This window comes from Telmatobacter sp. DSM 110680 (genome assembly GCF_039994875.1).
Taxonomy (GTDB): Bacteria; Acidobacteriota; Terriglobia; order Terriglobales; family Acidobacteriaceae; genus Telmatobacter.
The window spans coordinates 2,157,628-2,171,939 of sequence record NZ_CP121196.1; the positions used below are offsets into that span (position 1 = coordinate 2,157,628).

Consider the following 14,312-nt stretch of genomic DNA (forward strand, 5'->3'; position numbering starts at 1 on the left):
AACATCTATCCCCTGGGGGGTGGATGCAAGTGGCAAGGGCCCGGAGCACACGCTCCGGGCCTTTGTTGTTTATGCACGATTGGTGCCAGTAAGTGTTGGAAGGTCCGCGGAGACGATTGGAAATGGGCTGGGAGCCGGGTTCGTGCGAGTCTGTGGCGCGGTGCTTGTAACGCGTGAGAGGACGGCTTCGAGTAAAGGCGTCACACGGGTGAGTTGGCGCGCACGAATGAGTATGTCCCAGAGCGGCTCGAATTTTTTCCATCCTGATGCGTAAAAGAAGTGCTTCAGTTGGTGCTTGAGGGCGCCGTGATGCAGAGAAGCCTGGGCGATGGATGACCACCGGTAGAACTCGCGATAGGCCCAGTCGTATCCATTCTTGAGCGCGTCAGGTGACATCCGAGCGGGGCGGTAAACGACGTGGCGCGTGTCGTAAAGATTCCAGTCGCGTGTGACGACGCGGCCTTCGCGCACCATGCGGGCGTGAAGTTGCGTGCCGGGATAAGGCGTCATGATGTGGAAGGTCGCGGTGGTGATACCGTGCTCCACGGCCCAGTCGACGGTACGGCGGAATACGTCGTCGCCATCGTCGTCCATTCCAAAGATGAAGCTGCCGTTGATCATGATACCGAGAGAATGCAGTCGATCGGCGACAGCCTTGTAGTCGCGGCCAAGGTTCTGGCGCTTGTTGCTGCGACGGAGGTTGTCTGGGGTTAAGGTTTCAAATCCAACGAAGATGCTGCGCAGGCCGGCTTCAGCGGCGCGCTCTATGAGGTCTCCGCGGAGGATGGAGTCGACCGTGGCTGCACCCTGGAAGAGACGGCGCATGCCTTTCATTCCGGAGAAGAGAGACTCTGCGAAGTGACGGTCGCCGAGAAGATGGTCATCGAGAAAATAAAGATGGCGACCGGGGAGGCGTTCGATTTCAGCGAGAGCTTCGTCGACACGTTGCGTGTAAAAGCCGCGGCCGCCCTGGAAGAACGCATCCTTGTAGCAGAAGTCACAATGCTGCGGACAGCCGCGGGTGACGACGATGGAATTGGGAACGAGATACGATGCGCGCCGGATGAGGTCGCGGCGAATCGGCGGAATGCGCTCGAGCGTGCGGCCGGAAGTTGAAGTGTAGACCGGTTGCGGTGTTCCGGCGCGGAAGTCTTTGAGGAATTGCGGGAAGGTTTGATCGCCGGGACCTAGAAAGATGGCGTCGGCGTATGGAACTGCTTCTGCTGGCAAAGAGGTTACGTGTAGTCCGCCAAGGCAGACGAAGGCGCCGATGCTGCGGTAGTGGTCGGCGATCTTGTACGCGCGGTATGCATTGGTGATGTAGACCTGAATGACGACGAGGTCGGGCGCATCGTTGAGCGTGAGCGGTTGGACGTGTTCATCGACGATGACGGCGTGGTCGTCCGGCGAGAGATAGGCGGCGAGGGTTGCGAGGCCGAGGGGCGGGAAGAGCGAGTACTTGATGGTACGCCAGTAGGGATCGGTAGCCTCAGTGAGCGCGGGCAGGATGAACTTGACGCTGAGACTGCGCGAAGATGGGAGCGGGTGGATGGCAGTCATTGAGCATTTTCCATGAGTGAAGGCGCGGACTGGTCGAGTGATGAGGGGATGGCGCCGAAGCGGCGTTCGCGGTGGTTGAAGTCGCCGAGTGCGGCGGCGAGATCGGACTCGTCAAAGTCAGGCCACATGCGGGGAGTGAATACCAACTCCGCGTATGCGGATTCCCAGAGAAGGAAGTCGGAGAGCCGCTGTTCGCCGCCGGTACGGATAAGCAGGTCGACGTTGCCGCTGCCGGCAGTGAGTGTATGGGTGACGATTGCGCGAACACTTTCGGCGGAGAGTGGTTGATGGCGCGAGGTCTGGGAAGCTGCGGTCGCAAGGGCCACTGCGATGGAAGTTTGCGCTGAGTAGTCGATGGCAATGCGGAGGTGAAGGCTGCCGCCTTCTGCGGTGATGGATTCGGTACGTTCGATCTCACGGAGCAACGGTAAGGGGATCCGGTCACGGCGGCCGATGACTTCGAGGCGGGCGCCTTGCTGTCGAAGACGTTCGCACTCGAGGCGCAGGAAGGCGCGAATGATCCAGAAGATGCTTTGCACCTCTTGCGGAGGACGCGCCCAGTTGTCCGATGAGAACGCGTAGAGGGTGAGAGCACGGATGCCGAGGCCGGGGGCGTGTTCAACCACGCGACGTACCGCGGTGACGCCGGCGCGATGACCAGAGACGCGAGGAAGGCCGCGGACGGTGGCCCAGCGGCCGTTGCCGTCCATGATGATGGCGACGTGAAGACCGGTGCTTGATTTGCTTTGCATCATAAAGTAAGTTCCTGCAGTTCGTTTATCGGCGTTTCTGGTTGTCACTTATCTGCTTTGCATTACAAAGTAGATGAGTAAATTTTTTTAAGTTCGCGACGGGGCAAGGTTTTGGAGCAGCGATGAGACCGATGCGTCTGGTTTGGCTCCGGCGGCGGCGTCGCGCACAACTTGCTCGAGGGTGGAGAGGTATTCGAGGTAGCGCTTGCGGCCCGAGGCGGTGATGCGGCAGATGGTTTGCGGTCGGTTGCGATCGTGGCCGCGCATGATCTCGACCATCTTGGCATTCTCAAGAACACTGAGGTGCCGGCTCAGGTTGCCGTCAGTGAGAGCACAGAGCTGTTTGAGATCGTTGAAAGCTACGCCTTTAGGATTCGTAATGAGTGACGTAAGTACACTGAGGCGCGCGCGTTCGTGAATAACGCGGTCGAGGCCTTCGTAGGCGAAGCGGCCTTCGCTGCTTGAGGACTTAGGCTTCATCGCGCTCTTCCTTCGATCCCAAGAGTAGAACTGCGGCAACGATGAATTGGCCGATTCCGTAGGCGATTCCCATGGTCCAGGGGGTGAGTGCGCGCGTATCGCCGAGGCCGATGCAGATGAGGCCGGTGAGCAGGTACCAGCAACCGGCGGCCGCCATAGGCTTCGGCAGGAATCTGCAGGATGCGAAGACGCCAAGACTGAAGGTGATTTGCCACAGGCCGGGGAGCATCCAAACCGACCCGGGAACAAAGCGGATTAGAACTATAGAGATGAGTGCGCCGGCGCCGACCGAGGGGATGAACTGCTCGACCGCCATCAGGATCATTTCGTCGGCCATGCCGGAATGGATGCGACGAGTGCGGGTGAGGGTCTGCATACCGATGAGAACGGCCGAAAGGATGGCGGTGGTGATCCAGATGCGGAGATAGGCGCCAACGTGGTTAACGGGATCGGGCAGCAGGAAAGCTTGCGCGACAGCAGCGAGCACGGCGAATAGACCGGTGGCGGCGAGCGTGGCAGCGCCATATCCATGGAATTCGGTTGTACGCGCGACCTGACGGCGAATGCTACTGATATCGCCGAGTGCCTTGTCGAGCGGATGGATGGGAAAGCTCATCGTGAACTCACTTTACGTTGCAAAGTAAACCACGGAAGAGATGCTGTCAAGTTACCGGTATGGTTCAAGAGCTAGTTGATCAATCGTGGCGGTGTTCTAAGTAGCGACGGCGGTTGAGGTTATGCCTCTACCATGTAGAGGCATTCTCGGCGCTCCGTATTGAGCGCCTGAGAGCCGAGTGCGATATGATTTGCGCGTGAAAAGAACAACTGTTTTCCTTGCACTAGCATTTGTCTTCGCCGCGATTTCAATTGACCAAACTTTAGCGCAGCAGGGTTCGAACGCTGCGAAAACCGAAAGAACTGAGCGGCACTCCGCCGCATTGGTGAATGGATATGAGCCGATGTGGTGGAAAGAAGCCGTGGTCTACCAGGTCTATCCACGAAGTTTTCAGGATTCGAACGGGGACGGGATCGGTGATCTGAACGGCATCACGCAGCATCTTGACTACTTGCAAAAGCTGGGTGTGAACGTGATCTGGTTGTCGCCTCATTACGACTCGCCCAATGCGGATAACGGGTATGACATTCGCGACTATCGCAAGGTGATGAAGGAGTTCGGCACCATGGCGGACTTCGATCGCATGCTGGCAGGTATCAAAGCTCGGCATATGCGGCTGATTGTCGACCTGGTGGTGAATCACACTTCGGACGAGCATCGCTGGTTTGTGGAGTCGCGGTCGTCAAAAGACAATCCTTATCGCGATTATTATTTCTGGCGCGACGGGAAGCCGAATCCGGCCGACCCCGCGCATCCGCTGCCGCCGAATAACTATCCGAGTTTCTTTTCGGGGTCTGCGTGGCAATGGGACGAGACGACGAAGCAGTTCTACCTCCACTATTTCGCGGTGAAGCAGCCGGATCTGAACTGGGATAACCCCAAGGTGCGCGAGGATGTGTTTGCGCTGATGAAGTTCTGGCTGGACAAGGGCGTGGATGGATTCCGGATGGATGTGATTCCGCTGATTTCGAAACAACCCGGACTCCCGGATTTAACCCCAGAGCAGATGAAAGGAGACTTTGTTCGTTTGTGGGCCAATGGGCCGCATCGCGATGAGTATCTGCAGCAGATGAATCGCGAAGTGCTGTCGAAGTACGACGTGATGACGGTCGGCGAGGCGATCGGGATATCTCTTGAGGAGGAACCGAAGATCATCAACAGCGAGCGCCACGAGTTGAACATGGTCTTCAACTTTGACGCGATCCGGCTGAATCGTGGAGATTTCTATTCCGAAAAGAAGTGGACTCTGCCGCAGATGAAGGCGATCTACGATCACCACGCGACCGCGCTGAGCAAGACCGATTGGGACACCGTGTTTTTGTCGAATCACGATAATCCGCGGCTGGTGTCGAATTTCGGCGACACGTCGACGGCGGAGTTTCGAGCGCGGTCGGCCAAGCTGCTTGAAACGATGCTGATGACACTGCGGGGCACCCCGTTTATCTACCAGGGCGATGAACTGGCGATGACGAACTATCCCTTCACCAAGCTCGACCAGTTTGACGATATTGAGGTGAAGAACGCGTACAAGGACAGGGTACTCGCCGGGAAGATGACGGAGGCGGAGTTTATCGCCGAGTCGCAGCGCTTTGGGCGAGACAACTCGCGCACGCCGATGCAGTGGAGCGATTCGCCGAACGGGGGATTCACTACTGCGGGTGCGAAGCCGTGGCTGGCGGTGAATCCGAATTACAACGAGATCAACGCGGCGAAAGAGCAGGCCGATCCGGAGTCGGTGCTGCATTACACGCAGCGGGCGATTGCGCTGCACCATGGGCATCTGGCGTTTGTGTATGGCGACTACAAGGATCTCGACCCGGATAACGAACAGGTGTACGCCTTTACGCGGACGTTGAGTACGCCCGGGAAGCCGGATCAACGGTTCCTGGTGGTGCTGAACTTTGGTGAAAAGCCGGTCGATTACTCGTTGCCCGAGGGAATGACGGCTGGGAAGCTGGTACTTGGCAATATTCCGGGAGCTGCGGAGACGGGTGGCTCGACGCTGAAGCTGGGTGCGTGGGATGCACGGGTGTACACGTACTGAAGCGGCTCAAAACGGCTGCGAGGGAGGTCCAGGAAGTTTCAAGATTGAAATACTTGGCTTTAGGGTGGCCGCTGGGTAATCTCAGCGGCCGCGTCGCGTATGCGATACTCGAAAAAGCATGTATAAGCGGATTATTTTGAAGCTCTCGGGAGAGGCACTGGCAGGCGCGAACCGGTTTGGTTTGGACGCCGTAAAAGTGTCCGATATTACGGACGAAATAGCCGATGTTCACAAACTCGGGGTGGAGATTGGAATCGTGGTGGGCGGAGGCAATTTCTTTCGCGGCGTAGCGCAGCAGGCGAAAGAGATGGACCGGGTTGCAGCCGACAATATGGGAATGCTGTCGACGGTAATGAACGCGATTGCGCTGCAGGATTCGCTGGAACAGCGCGGGGTGCAGTGCCGGGTGATGACGGCGGTATTTATGAACCAGATTGCGGAGCCCTATATTCGCCGCCGGGCGGTTCGGCATCTCGAAAAGGGCCGCGTGGTGATTTTTGCGGCGGGCATTGGGAATCCGTTCTTTTCGACCGATACTGCAGCGAGCCTGCGGGCGATGGAGATCAAGGCCGATGTGCTGCTGAAGGGCACCAAGGTTGAGGGCGTCTACAGTGCCGATCCGGTGCTGGTAAAGGATGCCGTGAAGTACGACGAAATTACGTATATGGAAATTCTGCAGCAGGGGCTGAAGGTGATGGACCTGACCGCAGTGAGCCTTTGCAAAGACAACAACCTGCCGATGATCATTTTCAACATGAACCAGCCGGGGAATATCCGGCGCGTGGTGCTGGGCGAGAAAGTCGGATCGCTGGTGACGGCCTAAAGAAAGTTGTCAGTGAACAGTTGTCAGTGGTCAGAAGCTTCGCGGGGTTATGCGACCCGGGTCTTCGGTAGTTGCGTCAGCTGGCGGCACTTTGACGTCTAAACAGCAAGTGGAAATGAAGAAGCCAGCACGCCTGGATGCATTGACGGGGCTGCGCAGCTTTGCGGCTATCAATATCGTTCTCTTCCACTTTTCCAATCCCAACTGGTTTGGTCCGCTGGCTCCAGTGGTGAACGCCGGCTATGCGTCAGTAAGCTTCTTCATTCTGCTCTCGGGGTTTGTGCTGGGGTACAACTACAATGCTAAGGCGCGTGCGGGCGAGCTGAGCAATGTGCGGTTTTACGAAGCACGGTTTACGCGGCTGTATCCCATTTATCTGCTGAGCCTGATCCTGGCGTTCAAGATGATTCCGCTGGAGTGGGGGTACCACACGCACGGGATGTTCTGGACGGGGATGGTGCTGTCGCCCTTGCTGCTGCAGGGGTGGATTCCGGAGATCGCAACGTTTCTGAATACTCCGGCGTGGACGATGTCGGCTGAGTCGTTCTACTACGTGCTGTTTCCATGGATGGCAAAGTGGAAGAAGCCAGAGAAGGTGGGATGGCACCTGACCAAAATGGGTCTGGTATGGATGCTTGGCCTGATTCCCGGAACGCTATATGTGATCTTTAATCCCGATGGGCTGCCGCACGTGGATCGCTTCAGCTACGGGAGTTGGCTGCAGGCGCTGAAGTACACGCCACTACCGCACCTTGCGAGCTTTGTATTCGGTGTGCTGCTGGCGGAGTTGGATGAGATTATTCCGCGGATGGGAAACCGTCGGATGGTGCTGGGGCTTTTTGGATTTGCGGCAACCTTTGCGATTCTGACCCAGGCGTACCGGCTACCGTATCCGCTGCTGCACGACGGATTTTTCATGCCACTGTTTGGTTGCATTATTCTGGGACTGGCGGGCGTGAATCCACTCTCGAAGTTATTGGGTCTGCGGCCGCTGGTGTTTGTGGGAGAAGCGAGCTATTGCCTTTACCTGCTGCACTTCAATCTCTGGAACATGATTCATGATTCACACGTGCTTGACCGGCTGGGACTGGCGCGGTTTGATCCGTGGATAAGCTATGTTCTGCTGATCCTGCTTGCGCTGATGGCACTGCACTTTGTGGAGAAACCAGCGCAGCGCATCCTGCGCGGCTGGATGCACGTGTGGCGATAACGAGAAAGCGAACAGCGAGGAGGGAGCACAGACAACTGCCGCATTCCGACGCATCTGATGCGGAGCCGGCATAGCGATATGCCAGCCCAGAATGTGCATCCTGTTGCTCTGTTAAAGCAGAAGCCCAGCCGGTTGGCTGGGCTTTTTGCCGATGCGGAACTGCTTGGGCTATGGCGTGATGCTTTGCGTGGAGTGATTGCCGTGGGGCGCCAGGACCACCGCGGTTGGGTGGATACCGGTCGGATAGGGTGTGGCCTGCGTCTGCTTCAGCGTGCCTGCGGTTGGATCGAGGCGGAAACCGGAGACAGAGTTGCCCAGATAATTGGCGGTGTAGACGTAGCGCCCAAGGGCAGGATCGACTGCCACTGAGACGGGCTGCGTATCGGTGGAGTTGGTTGCCGATCCGGTGCTGTTGACTGCGGTCGAGGGCGTGCCGGTGGTGAGATCGATGACGTATGCGGTTACGCTTGAATCCAGCGAATTGGAAACATACATGAACTTTCCGCGGGGATCGATGGAGATGGAGGTTGGTTGGCCGCCCGTCTTATAAGGACCATTTTGCAAGAAGTTAAGCGTGTAGCCGGTGTAAATGCCATAAGCAATCAGCTGATTCGAGGCGAAATCAGTGACATAGACATAGCGATCGGTCGGGTCGGCCGCCACCGCCGACGGCTTGACTCCCGCGTTGTAGGGACTCCCCGCAACCGGAGTCAGTGCACCACCAGAGCCAGTGGTGAAAACGAATATCCATCCTGGGCTGGCATTACTGGTGGTGATGCCGCCTGGGTTGTAGGCGGATAAATCATATGCGGTGACGAAGACCGCTTTGCCGTTGGCGAGGACCGTCACGCCTGTAGGCACGACGGAATCAGAAGCATAGCCGGGGATAGTGAGGTTCAGCTGAGAGGCAGCGGATCCCAAAGTACCCGACGACAAGGTATAAGCCGAGAGTGTAGCGGAAGAGGTTCCGGAAACAGCGTAGAGGGTGTTGCCGTCGGGACTGACCGTCATCGCTACGGGCGTTGTGGAGAAGGTGACGCTATCCTTCTTCGTCAAAACGCCATTAGCCGCTGCTTCGAAGTGAACGATATTCTTGTCCACCTGGTTGGCTACGTAGAGGTTTCCATAGCCGGGGGAGATGGCGAGAGCCGTAGGTGTAGTGCCACCGGAACAGACCTGCGGCTGCGCTGTGCGGATCGCACCGGACTGGGAATCGACCGCATAGGTTTCGATCTCACCATTGGGACAAGTGCTACTTTTGCTTCCAGAGATCGTGCTTGCAGACGTGGCGACAAAGACATAGTCGATGGTCACGAGCTGGCAACCGGAAAAGAGCGTAGCCACACCGAGGCCGATGGCAGAGACCAGCAGGAGCTGTCTCAATTTGCTGAACTTCATGCGCTTCCTTCGTCACGGGCCGTCAAAGATCCTGCCCCGAAATGCTGGTTGAGGTTCCTCTCAGACATTTTAAAAGCCTGAAAGGGATGCTGCTGTCATGCGCGGCTAGAGGCCGAATTGCTCGTCTTGCTTGCGGTCGCGGCCGATTTGCTGGCGGCAACCTACTTCTTGCTGCCATTATGCGTAATCGCTGCGACCGCCGTTGGATTGGCATTGGCCGCCGATGGTGAAAACTGGGAATTCAAGAGCGTACCGTTGTTGAAGTTCAACTGAAAGCCTGAAACATTGTTGCCCAGGAAATTTGCGGTAAAGACATATTGGTTCAATGAAGGGTCAATACCAATGGCGACCGGCTGCGTACCCGTGGTGTAAGTGCCCATCCGGGTGAGCGCTCCTGAATTCGTGGCATACACCGTCAGGTTCGAATCCTGTGCGTTGGCCACCAAGGCGAATTTTCCAGTGGCATCCAGCACAATCGCGCTCGGCTTACCGCCAGCCTGAAACGGGCTGCCTGCGACCTCGGTCAAGACGCCGCCGTTAATCTGGAATCCATAGACCACGTTTTGAATGGCATCCGTCACATAAAGATAGGCGCCGGTTGAGTCGCTGGCGATGGCGGAAGGTTGGGTGCCGACCGGGACGGGAAATCCGGGTATGGTTGTGAGCGTGCCGTCGGAGCCCGTGGTAAACCCGAAGACGTAGCCGGCGTTTGAACTCGAATCGTATCCGGTGATGTAGACGTAAGCGCCTTTGGCGGCGGTTGTAACGGCAGTTGGAACGAAGACGTGAGAGGCGCCTGCGCCGGTCAGCAAGAGGGGCCAGTAGCTGGCGCTGATGCTGGTATTCACAACCGGAGTTCCAAGGGTATTCGCTGTCTGCGCGGGTTTGAGCGCCCCTGCTTGCGAAGCAGTAAGTATGGGAAATACTGCTATCGACCCGGAACACGGCGAAGCGGGATTGCAAGTCGGCAACGGCTGATACGTGTCTACCACGTACAGAAAATTCCCAGAGACGGATAGAGCCAGGGGGAAAATGCCCGGCGTATTCACGGTGTTCTGGGGATAGAGCTTACCGTCACTGCCAATTATGAATTGAACGATGGAGTTGTCGTCCCGGTTGGCGACGTAGAGATCAGCCTGATCAGGCGATACTGCTTCGGCCACGGGATTGCGTCCACCTGAAGGAAAAGGCGAAGTGACAATCTGACGCATGCGGCCTGATTCGGAGTTGATTTCGAAGACGTCGATCTCTCCGTAATTGTTGGGACCGGCCGCTTTGGCACTGCTTACGTACACGAAGTCTACGGTGAGCGTGGCGCAGGCGGAGAGAAGGGAGGCTGCCAGCAGACTCGCCGCCGAAATGGCCAGCAACTGAATCGGATTGTTGAACTTCATTCGCATCTTTCGTGTTGGAGCCAACTTCGTGACCTTCAAAAATCGAACCATTTGCCGAATCGCTTGCTGTCTCATCAGCTATGCGGTGCCAGCGAATCAGCTACATCATTGCAATCGCCGGAAGTCTTTGCATCGGGCGGAAACGGCCTGCAAGGTCGCTCCCGCCCGCATGCACAGACAAGGCCGCGTTTAGCTTGTACGACCGGTGACAACACACCAAGTAGCCGGACCAGGCAGGGCATAGCTGTCTTTCGCTTTTGTTGCCTGACTTAACGGAGTCAGATCGCCGGCGTTCTGGTTGATAGACAGCCCTGTGATTGTGGAACTGTAGAAATTGGCGGTGTAGATGAACTGATTCGAGGGATCCTCGAGAATGCATTGCGGACCCGCGCCAGTTCCGCCGGTCGATCCCGTTGCTCCGGAGATTGGCTGCAGCTGGAATGGGTTGGTCAGCTTGAATGAAGCGATCCCACTTTGTGCATTCGTGGTGTTGGCATTGTCGCCTTGATTCAGGATGTAGACAAATGCTTTGCCGTTAGCCGCAAGCACGTAGTTCGGATAGGAGTAGGTCGGATTGTCTGGGATATATCCATCCGCCTCAGCCTGCAACGATCCGTTGGTTCCCGGCTTGAAAGCGTAGATAGCTCCATTTGTCGGCGGCTGATTGGTGTTGAGGCCGTCATCGAGAACGTAGATTTCGCCACCGGCGGAAACGATTGCAGTGCCCGCGTTGATGTTGAGCGGCTGCGAGGTATTCTGATTGACCGTCAACTGGCCGCTGGAGTTGTTGTACGCATACGGAAAGACGGAGTCGCCAGTCGCCGGGGTTCCGCTGAGAGTCAGGAAGTAGTTTGACGCGAGGGCGAAGTCAATCGGCTCGGCCGGAACCGGGAAATAAGGAAGGGGTGCGCCGCTGGCAGAAGTGACCTGGGAATTGAGCAGATAGCTCAAGCGTCCCGTGGTGGGATCGATTGAAAAAGCGGTGATATCGCCGCAGGTGGTCGTCTGTTGACCAAAGACCAGCGAGCATCCAGCGCCGCTGGGGGCATCGTGATCGAGCACGTAAAGATGCGCGCCCGCGGAGTCGGCAATCATCCGGAAAGGGTTATTTCCCTGAGTGTAGTAGATACCCTGGGGGGCCAGTATGCCATTGCCGCCGATCGAGAACTGGGCGATGTTGGCATTGGAGCAAACATCGGTCGTGCTGCATGGGCCGCCGTCTGTGGTGGTGCCGCGATTGAGCACATAGAGGAAGCGTCCACCGGTGAGCAGGACTGCGCGGCTGGGATTAGCCCCGCCGGTGCTTACAGGGAGCCCTGCGATGGCGGTCAAATTGCCGGTATTGTGATCGATTTTAAAGCCGCTGATAATGCCTTGACCGGTGGTCGAGGCGGTCTGGGTCCCTGTCACATAGAGGAAGCCAACCGAATAACTTTGCTTGCAAGACGAGATGCCTATGACCACGCCAGCAGAGAGGGCCGACATCAGAAGCGTCTTGCCGAATTTCTTGAACTTCATGCGATTCCTTCATCCTGGACAGGCGAGAGCCGCCAAGTGGTGTGCTGATTCCGCAGCAGAGCTGGGTTGGGATGGGTCCCTGATGCATTGTAAAAGGCGAGGGCTTGTTATGCCTAGTTTCGGCGCAAGATCGGTCGAAACATGAGGTTTGAACCGGGAACATTACGGGGTAATGCGGCGTGGTAAACCATATCGCCCTCTTACTAATCAGTTGCGGCTAGCCGATGCGCATTGGACGCAGAAATCGGCGCAACGTCAACCGAATATAGGGGGAATGGGAATTGGCTACTGCTGGAGAGTTGGCCTTGTGCCCGGGAAGGAATTGAGCCGCGGCAGGGGATGCCGCGGCTCGAAGAGGTTGAGTTGACTACCAGACGCGGCAGGAATTTTCCGGATACATTGGCTGACCCTTATGGCATCCGAAAGCCTTGCCGAATTGATCGAAATTCTGCACCGAGCCGTTGACGCGCCACCGGCCTGGTGAGTGGGGGTCAGTCATAGCTGATTGGCGAGCGGCCTGTTCAGTTTCGTTCTGGCACCATACCTGGGCAAAGCCGAGAAAATAGCGCTGCTCTTCGGTGTAACCATCGATCTTGTCGTTGATAGACTTGCCTTCCTTGGCCAAGACATCGAGCAAAGCCATGTAGGCGATGCGCAGGCCTCCGTTGTCGGCGGTGTTTTCGCCGAGGGTGAGCTTTCCATTGAGCTTGGCTTCCGCCACCTCGCCGTGGGCGGGAGCCGCTTCAAATCCGCCGTATTCGGAGACTTCGCAATCGGTGCGCTCGACGAATTTCTTGCGGTCTTCGGCGGTCTGCCATTCGCGCAGATTGCCGTGGCCGTCGTACTTTGAGCCTTCGTCGTCAAAGCCGTGCGTCATCTCATGCCCGATGACCACGCCGATGCCGCCGAAGTTGACGGCAGGGTCAATGTCGGGATCGAAAAATGGGGGTTGCAGGATGCCGGCGGGGAAGTTGATGTCGTTCATCGACGGATTGTAATAGGCGTTGACCGTCGGGGGCGTCATGCCCCACTCCTTCTCATCTACGGGTTTGCCGAGTTTGTTGAGGTTGTAGTTGCGCTGGAAGACCGCGCTACGACGTGCATTACCGAGGGGATCGTCGCGCTTAACGACCAAGGCTGAGTAGTCGCGCCACTTTTCTGGATAGCCAATCTTGTTGCGATAGAGAGCCAGCTTCTCTTCGGCGGCCTTTTTGGTGTCGTCGCTCATCCATGGAAGCGTCTTAATGTCGTCGGCGAGGGCTTTGTCGAGTGCGGCAACAAGCTGATCCATGCTCGCCTTGGCTTTGGGCGGGAAGTGCGCCTTGACCCAATCCTGTCCAACGGCTTCGCCGAGGGCGCGGTCGGTTTCGCCGGTGCACTGTTTCCAGCGGGGAGTTGGCTCCTTCTGGCCGGCGAGCGTTTTGCCGAAGAAGTTGAAGTTCTCGTCGTAGAAGGCCTTGGGAAGATTCGCTGCTGTTCCGTGGATCGTGTGCCAGCGGAGGTAGGATTTCCAGCTGTCGACCGGTTCTGATGCTAGCAATTCGTTCAGCGCCTTGAAGAAGTCAGGTGTGGCTACGTTGAGGGTGTCAAAGGGGCGCACCTGGACGTCTTTGAAGTAAACGGCGAAATCGAAGTCGGGCGCGAGCTTCTGAAAGTCGGCGACGGTATAGATGTGGTAGCGATTTTCGGGGTCGCGCAGTGCTGTGCGGCTGGTGGAAGCCTTGGCGAGCGCGGTTTCGATCTTGATGACGGCGTCGGCCTCTTTGGCTGCCTGCTCGGGAGTGTCACCGGCGAGGGTGAACATTTTTGTTACGTGCTCGCGATATTGCTGGCGGATGGTTTGGAAGCGCTTGCTATCGGATAGGTAGTAGTCGCGATCAGGAAGTGAGATCCCGCCCTGGCTTACGCTGGCAATCTGTTTCGATGCGTCTTTCTCATCGACTTGAACGCCAAAGCGGAAGAGGGGAGCGGGATCGCCACGCTCTGCGAGACCGCCCAGCAGCGTGCTGAGACTTTTGGAGTCTTGCAGCGCAGCGATGTGGTCGAGTGCGGGTTTGATGGGCTCCAGCCCTTCCTTTTCGATGAGGTCGGTGTTCATGCAGGCGGCAAAGTAGTCGCCGTACTTCTTCTGGAGCGGCGTCTTAGGATCTTTGGACGCCGCGTCGAGTTCTTCCCAGAGCAAGTAGCGATTGCGCTCACCGAGCAGCGAAAAGGAGCGCGCCCAGCGGACCTGGTCAGACGGGATGGGATTGGCCTTGACCCAGTTGCCACATGCGTACTGATAGAAGTCTTCGCAAGGATCGGCGGTTTTATCGATCGCGGTGAGGTCGAAGCTCCTGGCCATCGCGGGAGGAGCGGGCGTCTGTTCATCACTGGTGAAAGCCGCGGGAGATTGGGCAATTGCGATTCCGGTTGCAAACAGGAACACAGGAATGAGGGGGCGGAGCTTCATTGGTTCTCCTCTTGGTTGGCGAATTGGCAGGCCGCGCTCGTTCGGCACTGAAGAGTGAAGAGGAG

General features: G+C 57.3%; 11 protein-coding genes. 3 read left to right on the forward strand and 8 right to left on the reverse strand.

Annotated features, from left to right (window positions below):
- Positions 1-69: 69 nt before the first annotated feature.
- The 4 genes from P8935_RS08955 to P8935_RS08970 all read right to left on the reverse strand — a co-directional run bounded on the left by P8935_RS08955 (position 70) and on the right by P8935_RS08970 (position 3,408).
- A complete protein-coding gene (locus P8935_RS08955) occupies positions 70-1,560 on the reverse strand; it encodes a radical SAM protein (protein WP_348264650.1) in 1,491 nt (496 codons plus the stop codon).
- The gene (locus P8935_RS08960; protein ID WP_348264651.1) at positions 1,557-2,315 is read right to left on the reverse strand and encodes a di-trans,poly-cis-decaprenylcistransferase; all 759 of its coding nucleotides are present in this window, start codon (positions 2,313-2,315) and stop codon (positions 1,557-1,559) included. The genes P8935_RS08955 and P8935_RS08960 overlap by 4 nt, the downstream gene beginning before the upstream one ends.
- Before the next feature lie 84 nt (positions 2,316-2,399).
- Positions 2,400-2,792 carry a transcriptional regulator gene (locus P8935_RS08965; RefSeq protein WP_348264652.1) on the reverse strand — a complete coding sequence of 131 codons (393 nt, stop codon included), beginning with the start codon at positions 2,790-2,792 and terminating at the stop codon, positions 2,400-2,402.
- On the reverse strand, positions 2,782-3,408 hold the full coding sequence (locus P8935_RS08970) for a hypothetical protein (RefSeq protein WP_348264653.1): 627 nt from the start codon (positions 3,406-3,408) through the stop codon (positions 2,782-2,784). The genes P8935_RS08965 and P8935_RS08970 overlap by 11 nt, the downstream gene beginning before the upstream one ends.
- Before the next feature lie 196 nt (positions 3,409-3,604).
- Here P8935_RS08970 and P8935_RS08975 point away from each other — a divergent pair, with 196 nt between their 5' ends.
- From P8935_RS08975 to P8935_RS08985, 3 genes are all read left to right on the forward strand, one after another.
- A complete protein-coding gene (locus tag P8935_RS08975) occupies positions 3,605-5,452 on the forward strand; it encodes an alpha-glucosidase (RefSeq protein WP_348264654.1) in 1,848 nt (615 codons plus the stop codon).
- A gap of 118 nt (positions 5,453-5,570) precedes the next feature.
- Positions 5,571-6,275: a UMP kinase gene (pyrH, locus tag P8935_RS08980; RefSeq protein WP_348264655.1), complete on the forward strand. Its 705-nt coding sequence runs from the start codon at positions 5,571-5,573 to the stop codon at positions 6,273-6,275.
- Between the two features lie 115 nt (positions 6,276-6,390).
- The gene (locus P8935_RS08985; protein ID WP_348264656.1) at positions 6,391-7,485 is read left to right on the forward strand and encodes an acyltransferase; all 1,095 of its coding nucleotides are present in this window, start codon (positions 6,391-6,393) and stop codon (positions 7,483-7,485) included.
- A 168-nt stretch (positions 7,486-7,653) separates the two neighbouring features.
- Here the strand turns inward: P8935_RS08985 and P8935_RS08990 are convergent, their stop codons facing one another.
- The 4 genes from P8935_RS08990 to P8935_RS09005 form a co-directional block, all read right to left on the reverse strand.
- The gene (locus tag P8935_RS08990; protein ID WP_348264657.1) at positions 7,654-8,883 is read right to left on the reverse strand and encodes a beta-propeller fold lactonase family protein; all 1,230 of its coding nucleotides are present in this window, start codon (positions 8,881-8,883) and stop codon (positions 7,654-7,656) included.
- A gap of 161 nt (positions 8,884-9,044) precedes the next feature.
- Positions 9,045-10,277: a beta-propeller fold lactonase family protein gene (locus P8935_RS08995; RefSeq protein ID WP_348264658.1), complete on the reverse strand. Its 1,233-nt coding sequence runs from the start codon at positions 10,275-10,277 to the stop codon at positions 9,045-9,047.
- A gap of 189 nt (positions 10,278-10,466) precedes the next feature.
- Positions 10,467-11,795: a beta-propeller fold lactonase family protein gene (locus P8935_RS09000; RefSeq protein WP_348264659.1), complete on the reverse strand. Its 1,329-nt coding sequence runs from the start codon at positions 11,793-11,795 to the stop codon at positions 10,467-10,469.
- A gap of 367 nt (positions 11,796-12,162) precedes the next feature.
- Positions 12,163-14,247 carry a M13 family metallopeptidase gene (locus P8935_RS09005; protein ID WP_348264660.1) on the reverse strand — a complete coding sequence of 695 codons (2,085 nt, stop codon included), beginning with the start codon at positions 14,245-14,247 and terminating at the stop codon, positions 12,163-12,165.
- Between the last annotated feature and the right edge of the window lie 65 nt (positions 14,248-14,312).